This window comes from Mycobacterium sp. 2-64 (assembly GCF_035918375.1).
GTDB classification, from domain to species: Bacteria; Actinomycetota; Actinomycetes; order Mycobacteriales; family Mycobacteriaceae; genus Mycobacterium; species Mycobacterium intracellulare.
Genome location: NZ_CP142361.1, coordinates 5,181,091 through 5,195,233 on the forward strand (window position 1 = coordinate 5,181,091; position 14,143 = coordinate 5,195,233).

Consider the following 14,143-nt stretch of genomic DNA (forward strand, 5'->3'; position numbering starts at 1 on the left):
TCCGCGGAATAACGCACCGAATTAACGCCTGAGTAATTGCTGGGCGAGGGTTTGAATCGGCCAATCGCGGGACAATACTCATTCCGATGTGATCCAGTTCACACGACGGGAAGGGGTAGTCCCGATGCGCACGCAGTCACGCCTGAAAACCCCCGCGGCCGCGCTCACGGTGCTGGTTTTGCCGGCCACGACATTCGCCATCGGCACGGCGGGGGCCGAGGGCGCCGGCACCACCGTCGTTTTCGACGCCAAACTTCGGCGTTGCGATTTCAGCCTGGTGAGTTTTGCGGTGCAGATGCCGCACCCCTCGCTGGGGACGGGGTACGCCGTCGTGCGCACGGCAGGGTCGAGGGTGGTCGCGGACGTCCATTTGGTGAACCCGCCGGAGCCCGGCACCCATTTCGACGTGGGACTGATCCAGGTGCCCCGCCCCTCCTCCGCGCCGTGCGGGCCCGGCGACCCCGGGACCGCCTTCGCCGGCCTGGACACCGACGGGGCGGGCAGCGGGAACACGACCGTCCAGGACAGCATCCGGCCCGGCACGACCGGCGTGTGGGTGATCATCGAGCAACCGAACGCCCACGCGCAGAGCCCGGCGGAGTTCTACACCTCCGAGTTCGTCGTGCCGGTGAGGGCGTAGGGCAGATGAGAGGCGAAAGTGTCCGCATCCCAACGGGACACACGACAGCAGCGAATCGCGGCCGATGACGCCACCGGCGACCTGTCCGCGGTCCGGGGCTCCGCGTTGCCTGCGGACGGTGTCCCCGAGGAGATCGACACGTCGTCGGCGGCGGCCGAGGCGGCGGCGCTGGAGCGCGGCTCGGCCATGCTCGTGGTCAAACGGGGACCCAACGTCGGATCGCACTTCGTCCTGAACCAGCCCGTCATGACCGCCGGACGCCACCCGGCCAGCGACATCTATCTCGACGACATCACGGTCAGCCGACGGCATGCCGAATTCCGCAGCGAGAACGGCGAATTCCGCGTCGTCGACCTCGGCAGCCTCAACGGCACCTATCGCAACCGCGAAGCCGTCGACTCCGCGGCGCTGGCCAACGGCGACGTGCTGCAGATCGGCAATTTCCGGCTGGTGTTCCTCGCCGCCCAGACGCCGTGATGCGACGATGTACACCTGCGAATTCCGGCCCGGCCAAACGATCTTCGCCCAGGGCGACCCGGGTGACCGGCTCTATCTGATCGCCGAAGGCACGGTGACGATCAGCCTCCGCGACCCCGCGGGCCGCACCGGCGTGCGGGCCATCCTGGGACCCGCGGACATCTTCGGCGAGCTGGCGGTGTTCGACCCCGCCCCTCGCGCGTGCACCGCCACCGCACTCACCGAGGTGCGAGCCCTGTGGCTGGACCGCGCCTCCCTGCGCGCGTCGATGGCGCGGGATCCGGCGCTCGCCGAACAGCTGCTGCGGGCGCTGACCCGGCGAGTGCGGGCCGCCGAACGACAACTCGTCGAAATGGTTTCCAGCGATGTGAACGCCCGCGTCGCCCGCCAGCTGTTGGCGCTGGGCAGGCGGTTCGGCACCCGCGAGGGCGGCGCGCTGCGGGTCGCGCATGAACTCAGCCAGGACGAGCTGGCCCAGCTGGTGGGCGCCGACCGGGTGTCGGTGAACAAGGCATTGGGCAGCTTCACGACACGCGGCTGGATCTCGTTGAGAGGCAAGACCGTTGTGATCATCAACCCCGACGCGCTGGCAAGACGCGCCGGGGACGTCGGGGGCGCCGACGGCACCCGCTACGCCCTACCCCACGACGATCGGCTCGGCGCGTAGCGTCTGTCCCATGAGCGACTACGCCGTGGAGGCGGTGGACAGGCTGCCGTTCTCCACCGAGGAAAAATCGCAGCGCTACGCGACGGAGAACTACGGCGGGGCCGTCGGTCTCAATTGGTACAGCACCGATCCCACGCTGCAGTTCACCATGGCCTACTACCTGCAGCCCGACGAGCTGAGGCTGGCCGAGCGCCATCTGACGCGCATCGGCGAGCTGATGGGGGGCCCGGTGGCGCGGTGGGCCGAGGAGACCGACCGCAACCCGCCGCGGCTTCAGCGCTACGACCGGTGGGGCCACGACGTCAGCGAGGTGGTCATGCCGACGTCGTTCACCCAGTCCAAGCGGGCCGTCCTGGATGCCCAGCGGGCGCTGCGGACCGAGGCGCACGAGGCGAAGATGAGCTCGTCGCTGACGCTGTTCGCGTCGAATTATCTGCTCAATCAAGCCGATATCGGCATGGGCTGCGCGCTGGGCACCGGCGGCGGCATGGTGCAGTCGCTGGTGGCGGCCTACGCGCCGGCCGACGTGGCCGAACACGTGCTGGCCAAATTCGCCTCCGGCGAGTGGGCCGGGGAGACGGCCCAGCTGCTCACCGAGCGCACCGGCGGCTCCGACCTGGGCGCCCTCGAGACGACCGCCACCCGTCACGGCGACTCGTGGCTGCTGAACGGGTTCAAGTGGTTTGCGTCCAACTGCGCCGGGGAGGCGTTCGTCGTCCTGGCCAAACCCGAAGGCGCACCGGACTCTTCGCGGGGCGTCGCCAATTTCCTGGTGCTGCGCACCCGCCGCGACGGCTCCCGCAACGGGGTGCGGGTCCGGCGCCTGAAGGACAAGCTCGGCACCCGTTCGGTGGCCTCGGGCGAGGTCGAGTTCGTCGACGCCGAGGCGTTCCTGCTGTCGGGCGAACCCACCGCCGAGTCCGGCCCCGCCGACGGCAAGGGGCTGGGCCGCATGATGGAGCTGACCAACGCCGCGCGGCTGGGCATCGCGTTGTTCGGGCTCGGCAATGCGCGGCGCGCCCTGGTGGAGTCGCTGTGCTACGCGCGGCAGCGGCGCGCCTTCGGCGGGGCGCTGATCGACAAGCCGTTGATGCGGCGCAAGCTCGCCGAGATGATCGTCGATGTCGAGGCCGCCCAGGCGCTGGTGTTCGACGGCACCGGCGCCACCAACCATCGCCAGCCGCGCAGCCTGCGACAGCGCATCGCGGTGCCGGTCACCAAGCTGAAGGTGTGCCGGCTGGGGATCACCGCGGCGTCGGACGCGATCGAGATCCACGGCGGCAACGGCTACATCGAGACCTGGCCGGTGGCAAGGCTTTTGCGTGACGCGCAGGTCAACACCATTTGGGAGGGCCCGGACAACATCCTGTGCCTGGACGTGCGCCGCGGGATCGAGCAGACCCGCGCGCACGAGACGCTGCTGGCCCGGCTGCGCGACGCCGTGTCGGTCGCCGACGACGACGAAGCCACTAGGCTGGTCGCCGGCCGGATCGAGGATCTCGACGCGGCGATCACCGCGTGGTCCAAACTTGACCGGGAGCTGGCCGAGGCGCGGCTGTTCGGACTGGCGCAATTCATGGGCGACGTCTACGGCGGCGCGTTGCTCATCGAGCAGGCCGCCTGGGAGCGCGCCACCCGCGGCGGCGGGCGCAAGGCGCTGGTCGCGCGGCTCTACGCGCAGCGGTATCTGGCCGATCGCGGGGCGCTGCGCGGTATCGACGCCGACTCCGACGAGGCGCTGGAGCGCTTCGACGAACTTCTGGACGGTGCGCTGCGGCTCGAGGGCTAGGGGTTTCGGACGGGCCGGTAGACAAGGATCGCCAGGCCGTCACCCACTCTGCGGGTCGCGACGAGGCGCATGTCTTTCTTGCCGCTGGTGGCGCCGAAGAGGCGATCGCCGGCGCCGAGCACGAACGGGAAGACCATCATCCGCAACTCGTCGACGAGGTCGTGTTCTACCAGCGTGTGCACCAACCGGGAGCTCCCGTAGACGACTATGCGCCCGTTGACCTTTCGGCGCAAAGTGGTTATCTCGCGTACTACATCTCCCGCCAGTACAGTCGTGTTGTTCCAATCCGGGTCGTGCAGGGTCGTCGATACCACGTACTTGGGCAAGCTGTTCAATCGGTCCGCCCACCGGCCGCTGCGGAACGGCCACCGGGCCGCGAAGAATTCGTAGGTCCGCCGCCCCAGCAGCAGGGCCTCCGCGCCCAGCGCCTCGTCGAGCCCGACCGCCGCCCAATCTTCATGGTCCCTAGTCCCTATCTGGCCGAACCAGCCACCGACCCTGAACCCCTCGTCCCCGGTCGGGTCCTGCACGACTCCGTCGAGCGAGACATTCTCGCTGATAATGATCGTTCCCATCCGTGCTCTCCTTACGGTGGCGTTGTCAGCACCTACCACTAATGGAGACACCGCCCCGTGTGCCCATGGGCCGGTGTCCATACGGGAAGGAGGTGACGAGGGTGACAGCGGGCGATCTGATGTGCCGGGCGCGCGCCGGGGACGGCGAAGCCTTCCGGGAGTTGGTCGAACCGTACCGCCGGGAGCTCCAGGTGCACTGCTACCGGATGCTCGGATCCTTGCAGGACGCCGAAGACACCTTGCAAGACGCGATGCTGGCCGCGTGGCAAGGGCTCGAGGGGTTCGAGGGACGCGCCTCACTGCGCACCTGGCTCTACCGCATCGCCACGAATCGCTGCCTGAACGCCCGTCGCTCAGCAAGCCGACGCGCGGGCAAGGAGTGGGACGTGCCTGATGTCGAACCGCCCCACCCCACCCGACTCGGTGAAGTGGTTTGGCTCGAGCCCTTTCCGGACTCCCTCATGCCGGAAGCTCGCTACGAGCGGACCGAATCCATCGCACTGGCTTTCGTTGCCGCCCTTCAGGTTCTGCCGCCTCGGCAGATCGCAGTACTCGTGCTGCGCGACGTCCTCGGATTCCGCACCGACGAGGTGGCCGACATGCTCGACTCGACAGTCGAATCGGTCAGGAGCGCCCTCAAACGGGCGCGCAACGGCCTGCGGCGTCACCGCGCCACTGTCGACGACCGGGAACCCCCACCGGCGCGCGACTCGCCTGCCGAAGTGGCGATCGTGGCGAAGTTCGTGCAGGCGTGGGAGTCCGCCGATCTCGATGCGCTGGTGGCCCTGTTGACCGACGACATCTTCATGTCGATGCCACCGATGCCGTTCGAATACGAGGGCCGCGAAGTTGTGGCCCGCTTCTGCCGGTCTCTCTTCCGTGCGGGCCGCAGGTTCGACCTCGTGGCGACCCGCGCCAATGGTCAGCCGGCATTCGGCGCCTATCTGCGCACGCCCACCGGCGTCAGCCACGGGGTCGGCCTGTATGTCCTCGACCTCAGTGGCGACCGCATCTGCGCCATGACCCGCTTCGACAACAGCGTGCTGTCGTGGTTCGGGCTCCCACGGTCGCTGGCGCCCGGCTAGATCGGGATGAGCCCGTGCTTGCGGGCCGTGCGGAACCACAACTGCTTGTCCCGCAACAGCTTCATCGACTTGCGCAGCAGCAGCCTGGTCTGGTGCGGGTCGATGACCGCGTCGATGAAGCCGCGTTCGGCGGCGGTCCACGGGATCGCCATGTTGAGGTTGTAGCCCTCGATGAAGTCCTTCTTGATCTGCTGCGCCTCGGGGGTGGTCGGGTCGGGGAACCGCTTCATCAGCAGCTGCGCGGCCCCTTCGGCGCCGATCACCGCGATCCGCGCGGTGGGCCAGGCGAAGTTGAAGTCGGCGGTCAGCTGCCGCGAGCCCATCACCGCGTAGGCGCCGCCGTAGGACTTGCGCACGGTGATCGTCACCTTGGGCACGTCGGCCTCGACCACGGAGTAGAGGAATCGCCCGCCGCGCTTGATGATTCCCCGCTTCTCCTCCTCGGCGCCCGGGAGGAACCCGGGGGTGTCCACCACGAAAACCAGCGGGATGTTGAACGCGTCGCAGAACCGGATGAACCGCGCCGCCTTGTCGGAGGCCTCGTTGTCGATCGACCCGGACATGTACATGGGCTGGTTGGCGATCACGCCCACGGGGTGGCCGTCGACCCGGGCGTAGCCGGTGATGATGGCCGGCCCGTGCTGCGCGGCGACGTCGAGGAAGTCGCCGTCGTCGAAGATCCGCAGCAGGATCTCGTGCATGTCGTAGGCCATGTTGTCCGAGTCGGGCACGATCGAGTCGAGCTCGAGGTCGGTCGGGGTGATCTCCGGCTCCAGGCCGGGGTTGACCACCGGCGGCTTGCCGAAGGTGCTCGACGGCAGGAACGACAGGAAGTCGCGCACGTACTGAAACGCCTCGGCCTCGGAGTTCACCACCTGGTGGATGTTGCCGTAGCGGGCCTGCGCGTCGGAGCCACCCAGCTCGTCGAGGGTGACCTCCTCGCCGGTGACCTCGCGGATCACGTCGGGGCCGGTGACGAAGAAGTAGCCCTGGTCGCGCACCGAGACCAGCAGGTCGTCCTGGATCGGCGAATACACCGCTCCCCCAGCGCATTTGCCGAAGATCAGGGAGATCTGGGGCACCAGGCCGGACAGCGCCTCGTGCCGGCGGCCCAGCTCGGCGTACCACGCCAGCGAGGTGACCGCGTCCTGGATCCGGGCGCCACCGGAGTCCTGGATGCCGATGATCGGGCACCCGATCATCGCGCACCACTCCATCAACCGGGCGACCTTGCGGCCGAACATCTCGCCGACGGTGCCCTGGAAGACCGTCTGGTCGTGGGAGAACACCCCGACCGGGCGGCCGTCGATCATGGCGTGCCCGGTGACGCACCCGTCGCCGTAGAGCGCGTTCGGGTCGTTCGGCGTCTTGGCCAGCGCCCCGGTCTCCAGGAAGGTGCCCGGGTCGACCAGCGCGTGCACGCGGGCGCGGGCGCTGGGGATGCCCTTCTTGTCGCGCTTGGCGACGGCCTTCTCACCGCCGGGCTCCTGGGCCAGTTCCAGGCGGCGATGGAGCTCGGCCAGCTTCTCGGCGGTGGTGTGCTGGATGGGGGCCGGCGCCATCTCCGTCACTACTTGCCTACCTCACTTGTCTGGGTGCTTTCCGCGTCCACCTTATTCAGCACCTCGGTCAGGTGTGCGCCTACCTTGCCGATGATCGGCTCGTCGATGGCCTGGATGTGCTCGCCGCCGATGGGGACCACCTCCAGGTCCGCCACGTACTCACCCCAGCCGCCGTCGGGCTGGCGGATCGCATAGCGCGGCTCGAACTCGATGACGTCGTCGTGGTAGCGATCGGCCATGTAGAGGGTCACGTGGCCGTCGTAGGGCTCGATCACGACGGTCTCGAGCGCCCGGTTGTCCAGGTACGAGGTCCGCTGGTGCTCGACGATGCCGCCCGGGATCTGCACGCCGCTCTGCTGGACGATGTCGAGGACGAACTTGACCTGCCCCTCGTCGTCGAGCTCTTCGAGCTGCTCGTAGGGGATCGCGGGGATCTCGACGTTGAAGGTGCGCTCCGCGAATCTGGCGTAGCGGTCCCAGCGCTTGCGGGTCTCCTCCTTGGTCTGGGGGATCTCCTCGCCGGGGCGCACCGTGTCGATCATCCCGACGAACCGCACGTCGGCGCCGGCCCGCTTCAGCCCGATCGCGCACGCGTACGCCAGGGCGCCGCCGAGCGACCAGCCGGCCAGGATGAACGGCTTGCCGTCGTTCATCTCCAGCAGCTTGGGCACATACTGGGCGGCCCGCTCCTGGATGGTGCCCTCCACGCGCTCGAGCCCGTACATCGGGGTGCCCGCCGGCAGCCGGTTGAGCAGCGGCTCGTAGACCACGGTCGACCCGCCGGCCGGGTGGAACACGAACACCGGTATCTGCGAGTCGTTCTCCGGGGCCCGGATGGTGCGGACGAAGCCGTCGATCTGACCGGCCTCCAGGTACTGGCGGACCTTTTCGGCCAGCTCCTCAATGGTCTCCGACGTCAGCACGTCCTCGGCGGTGATCGTGCCGTCGGCACGCTCCGAGAGGCGCTGCGCCATCTTGGCCGCGGTGTCCTCGTCGAGCTTGGGCAGCGGGTTGAAGATGCCGCCCGGCGACTTGCCGGTGACGATCGCCCAGGTGGCGAAGGTGACCCGCTCGGCGGCGTCACGCGGGGGCACATCGGAATTGAGCGCCTTGGACACCGCTTCCTGGCTGAGCGCTCCCGCCAGGTTCGCCGTGGCGCCGTTGCCCGAAGGTCCCGACGGATCCGTCGGCGGCGGCGGAATCGGCGCGTCCGACGACGGCGGTGCCGGCTGGGTCTGCGGCTCGGCCTGCGGGTCGGGCGCCGGCGCGGTCACCGAGTCGACCGTCGCGCCGCTGAGCAACCGCGCCTGTTCCTGCGCGATCTCGTCGGCGGTCAGCGTCTTCTGGTGCTCGTGCAGCTGCTCGACCTCGTCGCGGTGCTCTACCGCGTACTGGATCAGCGTCTCGATGTTGTACAGGTTGGCGTCGCGCACCGCGGTCAACTGGATGGGCGGCAGGTCGAAGTCGTATTCGACGCGGTTCTTGATCCGCACCGCCATCAGCGAGTCCAGGCCGAGCTCGATCAGCGGCACCTCCCACGGCAGGTCCTCGGGCTCGTAGCCCATGGCCGCCGAGACGATCAGGCCCAGCCGCTCGCCGATGGTCTCGCCGGAGTCCGGCGACCACCTGCCGACGCTCGACGGCAGGTAGCGGTTGGTCAGGCTGTCCGACAGCGTCTCGGCGTCGGTCTCCTCGGCGGGGGCTTCCGCCACCGGCCCGTCGGTCACCGGGGCCGCAATCGCCGCGCCGGCGCCCACCGCGGTCGGCAGCGCGGCCACGCTCTGGCCGGCCCGCGACACCAGCGCGTCGTAGACCAGGGTGAAGGACTCGTCGATGCGGGCGTGCACCTGAACCGAGGCGCCACCCGGGTGCCGGGTCATGGTCGTCACCAACCGGGCGCCGGCGCCGGGCACCGCACGCTGCTCGGACGCCACCAACTGGGCATCCGAAAGCACCTGTGTCGCGGCCGATCTCACCAACGCGGCCAGGTCGGTCTCGCCGTTGCGCGGCGCGTACTCCCAGACGTGCCGGCCGTCCGGCAGTGCGACGTGGGTGCCGGGCATGATCACCGAGCCGTCGCCGGAGAAGTGCACGTCCAGCCAGTGCTCTTTGCGCTTGAACCTCGTCGGCGGGATGTTCGCGTAGTCCTCGGGGCCTTGCGCGCGGGTGAACAGCGTCCGGATGTCCAGCTCGTGGCCGTGCACGTAGAGCTGGGCCATCGCCGAGATCATCGACTCGACGTCGTCCTGCTTTTTGGCCAGCGTCGGAATCAGTTGGGCGTCATGCAAACCCGCGGCCGCGGTGGTCAAACCGATCTGCATCAGCGCCACCGGGTTGGGCGCCAGCTCCAGGAACGTGGTGTGGCCGCTGTCGACGGCGTTGCGCACGCCGTGGGTGAAGTAGACCGAATGCCGCATTCCCTTGACCCAGTAAGCGACGTCGTGGATCGGCTCGCCGCCGGGCTTGATGTAGCTGCCCTCGTGCACCGTCGAGAAGATCCCGACGGTGGGGCTCATCGGCTTGATGCCCTGCAGTTCCGCGGAGAACTCACCGAGCAGCGGATCCATCTGCGAGGTGTGGCCGGCGCCCTTGGTCTGCAGCTTTCGAGCGAAGCGACCCTCGGACTCGGCGCGGGCGACGATGGCGTCGATCTGCTCGGGCGGACCGCCGATCACGGTCTGGCTGGGCGCGGCGTAGACGCACACCTCCAGGCCGGGGAAGTCGGCGAACACCGTCTTGAGCTCGTCGGCGGAGTACTCGACGAGCGCCATGAACCGGATGTACTCGCCGAACAGCATGGCCTCGCCCTCACCCATCAGGTGCGAGCGCGAGGCGATCACGCGGGCGGCGTCGCGCAGCGACAGCCCGCCGGCGAAGTACGCCGACGCGGGCTCACCCAGCGACTGACCCACCACCGCAGCGGGTTTCGCGCCGTGATGCTTGAGCAGCTCGCCCAGCGCGATCTGGATGGCGAAGATGACGACGTTGGAGGTTTCGATGCCGTACTCGTGGGAGTCGTCGAGGATCAGCTCGAGCACCGAGTAGCCGCGCTCGTCCTGAATCAGCGCGTCGACCTTCTCGATCCACTCGGCGAAGACCGCGTTGCGCAGGTACAGGTTTTTGCCCATCTTGCGGTGCTGCGCACCGAAACCGGCCATCGCCCAGACCGGGCCGCTGGTCACCGGGCCGTCGACGCTGAACACGTTCGGCCGCTGCTTGCCCTCGGCGACCGCCCGCAGGCCCTTGACGGCCTCCTCGTGATCGTGGGCCAGCACCACCGCGCGCGAGCGGCCGTGGTTGCGCCGCGACAGCGCCCGGCCGATCGATTCCAGCGACGACGCCTGCCCCTCCGGGCTTTCCATCCAGTCCGCGAGCTCGGCGGCCGCGGCCTTCTTGCGCGAGGTCAAAAAGCCCGACACCGCGAGCGGGATCAGCGGCCTGGTCGGCTCCGCCTCCTCTTGCGCGGCAAGCTCTTCCAGCGCGATCGCCTTGAGGCGCAGCGCCTCTTCGGTCACGCCCGGCAGCTCGTAGTCTTCCTCTTCGTCCGGCGCCTCGGCGTCGGGGATGATGTTGCCGAAGTCATCGAACCGCAGCGAGTGGGCCTCGAGCGTGGGGGCCTCGGCGGCTGCGGCGGCCTCTGCTTGGGGGGCGGGCTCGGGCTCGCGCTCCACCACGTCGCGCGGCAAGACCTCGCGCACCACCAGGTGCGCGTTGGCCCCGCCGAAGCCAAAGCTGGACACCCCGGCCAGCGCGTAACCGCCGTAGCGCGGCCAATCAGTCGCGCTGTCAACGACTTTCAGGCGCATGCCGTCGAAGTCGATGTAGGGGCTGGGGCCGGCGAAGTTGATCGACGGCGGCAGCTTGTCGTGCTGCAGCGCCAGCACCACCTTGGCCAGGCTCGCCGCGCCGGCGGCCGACTCCAGGTGTCCCACATTGGTTTTCACCGCACCCAGCAGCGCAGGGCGGTCGGCGGGGCGGCCGCGGCCGACGATGCGGCCCAGCGCCTCGGCCTCGATCGGGTCACCCAGGACGGTGCCGGTGCCGTGCGCCTCGATGTAGTCCACGGTGCGCGGGTCGATCCCGGCGTCCTTGTAGGCCCGTCGCAACACCTCGGCCTGGGCGTCCTGGTTGGGGGCGATCAAGCCGTTGGAGCGGCCGTCGTGGTTGACCGCGCTGCCGGCGATCACGGCCAGGATCTGGTCGCCGTCGCGGCGGGCATCGTCGACCCGCTTGAGCACGAACATGCCGCCACCCTCGGAGCGGGTGTAGCCGTCGGCGTCCGACGAGAACGACTTGATCCGGCCGTCGGGGGAAAGCACCTGACCGATCTCGTCGAAACCGAGTGTGACCAACGGCGTCAGCAGCGCGTTGACGCCACCGGCGACCGCGACGTCGCACTCGCCGTTGCGCAGCGCCTGCACCGCCTGGTGCGTCGCCACCAGCGAGCTCGAGCAGGCGGTGTCCAGCGCGACCGACGGGCCGCGGAAGTCGTAGAAGTAGGACACCCGGTTGGCGATGATCGAGCTGGCGGTGCCGGTGATCGCGTACGGGTGGGCGACGGTCGGGTCGGAGACCGCCAGGAATTGGTAGTCGTTGTTGGAGAAGCCGACGTACACGCCGACGGCCTCGCCGCGCAGGCTCGACGCCGGGATGCGAGCGTGCTCGAGCGCCTCCCAGGTCAGCTCCAGCGCCATCCGCTGCTGCGGGTCGATGTTGTCGGCCTCGGTCTTGGCGACCGCGAAGAACTCCGAGTCGAAGCCCTTGATGTCCTTCAGGTAGCCGCCGCGGGTGCGGGCGGCGCCGACGCGCGCCGCGATGCGCGGTTCGTCGAGGAACTCCGACCAGCGGCCCTCGGGCAGGTCGGTGATGGCGTCGCGGCCCTCCATGAGCGCTTGCCAGGTTTCGTCGGGGCTGTTCATGTCGCCGGGTAGCCGGGTGGACAGCCCCACGATCGCGATGTCGACGCGCTCGGCCGGGCCGGTGCGGGTCCAGTCCATAGCGTCGTCGGCGGCGGTGTCTATTTCGGGCTCGCCCTCGACGATGCGGGTGGCCAGCGACTCGATCGTCGGATGCTGGAAGGCCACCGCGACCGACAGCGTGACTCCGGTCATGTCCTCGATGTCGGCGGCCATCGCCACCGCGTCGCGCGACGACAGGCCCAGCTCGACCATCGGCACCGACTCGTCGATGTCGTCCGGTGACCGGCCGACCGCCTTGCCCACCCAATTGCGCAGCCACTGGCGCATCTCGGGGACGGTCATGTCGGTCCCCTTGGCGGCGGGCGGGTGATCGGTGCTTTCGGGGTGCTCGGTGTCAGCCATGGTCCTGTAGCTCAGTCGGTGGAATTGGCGAACGCGGTCGGGGATCCGACGCCGCTTCGCAGACTGCCGTCGAGGTAGGCGGCGCGGCACGCGCGGTGCCCGATCTTGCCGCTGGAGGTCCGCGGGATCGTGCCCGACTGCACCAGCAGCAGGTCGCGGACCGTGACGCCGTGGCGCACGGCGATCGCCGCCCGGATGTCGTCGGCGATGGGCTGGTAGTCCAGCTTGTGCGAGCCCGCGGCCCGCTCGGCGACGATCACCAGCTGCTCGGAGCTGTCATCCGGGTCGTACTTGAGGCCGGTGTGCGGGTTGTCGAACACTTCCTTCGGCAGCTGGTTCGCCGGCACCGAGAAGGCGGCGACGTAGCCGGTGCGCAGCGCCTTGCTGGCTTCCTGCGCCGAGTACTCGAGGTCCTGCGGGTAGTGGTTGCGGCCGTCGATGATGACCAGGTCCTTGATGCGGCCCGCGATATAGAGGTGGCCCTTGTAGTAGGTGCCGTAGTCGCCGGTCTTGACCCACATGCCGTCGTCGGGGGCGCCCTCGGCGTGCGACTGGCTGATCCGCGACTTGAGGATGTTGCGGAAGATGTCGTTGGTCTCCTGCTCGCGGCCCCAGTAGCCGGTGCCCAGGTTGTTGCCGTGCAGCCAGATCTCGCCGATCTGACCGTCCGGCAGCTCGCTCGCCGTCTCGGGATCGACGATGACGGCCCACTCGTCGACACCGATGGTGCCGGCCGAGACCTGCGGAACGGCCTTCGGCGAATCGGCGGGCACCTCGACGAAGCGCTGCTTGTTCAGCTCGTCACGGTCGACGTGGATGACCGTGGGCGCCTGGTCCATCGGCGTGGTGGAGACGAACAGCGTCGCCTCGGCCAGGCCGTAGGACGGCTTGATCGCGGTCTCCCGCAGACCGTAGGGCGAAAACGCCTCGTAGAACTTGCGCATCGACGCCGGGGACACCGGTTCGCTGCCGTTGAGGATCGCCTTGACGTTGCTCAGGTCCAGCGGCGGCTCACCCTCCTTGGGCACCCCGCGTACCGCCGCGTGCTCGAAGGCGAAGTTCGGGGCGACGGTGAAGACCTCGCTGTCGGGAGCGTCCTCGGGCTTGCGCGCCATCTCGCGGATCCACCGGCCCGGCCGGCGTACGAAGGCGGCCGGCGTCATGAAGGTGAAGTTGTGGCCGAGCACCGGCGACAGCAGCGCCGTGATCAGCCCCATGTCGTGGAAGAACGGCAACCAGCTCAGCCCGCGGTCGCCCTCCTTGCCCTCCAGGCCGTTGAGCACCTGCAGCACGTTGGTGGGCAGGTTGAGGTGGGTGATCTGCACGCCCGTCGGGGTCCGGGTGGAGCCGGACGTGTACTGCAGGTAGGCGATGGTGTTCTCGTCGGCCTCGGGCGGCTCCCAGGTGGACGCGACCTCGTTGGGGACCGCGTCGACGGCGATGACGCGGGGCCGCTCCTTGGCCGAACGGGCGCGGATGAACTTGCGGACGCCTTCGGCGGCGTCGGTGGTGGTCAGGATCGTCGAGGGGGAGCAGTCGTCGAGGACGGCGTGCAGGCGGCCGACGTGACCCGGCTCGGCCGGGTCGAACAGCGGCACCGCGATCCGGCCGGCGTACAGCGCGCCGAAGAACGCGATGAGGTAGTCGAGGTTCTGCGGGCACAGCACGGCGATGCGGTCGCCCGGCTGGGTGACCTGCTGCAGGCGGGCGCCCACGGCCCGGTTGCGGGCGCTGAAGTCGCTCCACACGATGTCGCGGTACTCGCCGTCGCGTTCGGTGGAGAAGTCGACAAACCGGTAGGCGAGCTTGTCGCCACGCACCCGCGCCCACTTCTCAACGTGCTTGACCAAGTTCGTGTTGTCGGGGAACTTGATCTTTCCATTCACGATGAACGGGTTGTGGTACGCCATGCCGCTCTCCTGTCACACCTGTATCTAGGTCGGCTCCGCCGACGTTTGTTATCTCGGTCGGCTCCGCCGACGTCTCGGTCCTAGCTCTGGCCGGCTACCGCCGACCGTTACATGTCT

General features: G+C 68.9%; 9 protein-coding genes. 5 read left to right on the forward strand and 4 right to left on the reverse strand.

The annotated features are described in order from the left end of the window. Positions 1–124 precede the first annotated feature (124 nt). From QGN31_RS24355 to QGN31_RS24370, 4 genes are read left to right on the forward strand one after another with little or no spacing between them, the layout of a single operon-like run. Positions 125–640, forward strand: a complete 516-nt coding sequence (locus tag QGN31_RS24355) for a hypothetical protein (RefSeq protein WP_014378858.1) — start codon at positions 125–127, stop codon at positions 638–640. A gap of 18 nt (positions 641–658) precedes the next feature. Further along, positions 659–1,117, forward strand: a complete 459-nt coding sequence (locus QGN31_RS24360; RefSeq protein WP_008263040.1) for an FHA domain-containing protein — start codon at positions 659–661, stop codon at positions 1,115–1,117. 7 nt (positions 1,118–1,124) lie between these two features. Next, on the forward strand, positions 1,125–1,784 hold the full coding sequence (locus QGN31_RS24365) for a Crp/Fnr family transcriptional regulator (RefSeq protein WP_009956775.1): 660 nt from the start codon (positions 1,125–1,127) through the stop codon (positions 1,782–1,784). Between the two features lie 10 nt (positions 1,785–1,794). Beyond that, positions 1,795–3,573, forward strand: a complete 1,779-nt coding sequence (locus tag QGN31_RS24370) for an acyl-CoA dehydrogenase family protein (RefSeq protein WP_014383642.1) — start codon at positions 1,795–1,797, stop codon at positions 3,571–3,573. Here the strand turns inward: QGN31_RS24370 and QGN31_RS24375 are convergent. Further along, positions 3,570–4,148 carry a dihydrofolate reductase family protein gene (locus tag QGN31_RS24375; protein WP_014378856.1) on the reverse strand — a complete coding sequence of 193 codons (579 nt, stop codon included), beginning with the start codon at positions 4,146–4,148 and terminating at the stop codon, positions 3,570–3,572. The two genes, QGN31_RS24370 and QGN31_RS24375, sit on opposite strands and share 4 nt — an antisense overlap. Positions 4,149–4,249: 101 nt before the next feature. On the opposite strand from QGN31_RS24375, the gene QGN31_RS24380 reads away from it, so the two are divergent. After that, positions 4,250–5,233: a sigma-70 family RNA polymerase sigma factor gene (locus QGN31_RS24380; RefSeq protein ID WP_014378855.1), complete on the forward strand. Its 984-nt coding sequence runs from the start codon at positions 4,250–4,252 to the stop codon at positions 5,231–5,233. On the opposite strand, the gene QGN31_RS24385 is transcribed toward QGN31_RS24380, so the two are convergent. The 3 genes from QGN31_RS24385 to fadD32 are packed head-to-tail and all read right to left on the reverse strand — an operon-like array spanning position 5,230 to position 14,026. Then, positions 5,230–6,795 carry an acyl-CoA carboxylase subunit beta gene (locus QGN31_RS24385; RefSeq protein ID WP_014378854.1) on the reverse strand — a complete coding sequence of 522 codons (1,566 nt, stop codon included), beginning with the start codon at positions 6,793–6,795 and terminating at the stop codon, positions 5,230–5,232. The genes QGN31_RS24380 and QGN31_RS24385 overlap by 4 nt on opposite strands. An 8-nt stretch (positions 6,796–6,803) precedes the next feature. Next, a complete protein-coding gene (pks13, locus tag QGN31_RS24390) occupies positions 6,804–12,116 on the reverse strand; it encodes a polyketide synthase Pks13 (RefSeq protein ID WP_009956781.1) in 5,313 nt (1,770 codons plus the stop codon). Between the two features lie 11 nt (positions 12,117–12,127). Continuing rightward, the gene (fadD32, locus tag QGN31_RS24395; RefSeq protein ID WP_009956782.1) at positions 12,128–14,026 is read right to left on the reverse strand and encodes a long-chain-fatty-acid--AMP ligase FadD32; all 1,899 of its coding nucleotides are present in this window, start codon (positions 14,024–14,026) and stop codon (positions 12,128–12,130) included. Between the last annotated feature and the right edge of the window lie 117 nt (positions 14,027–14,143).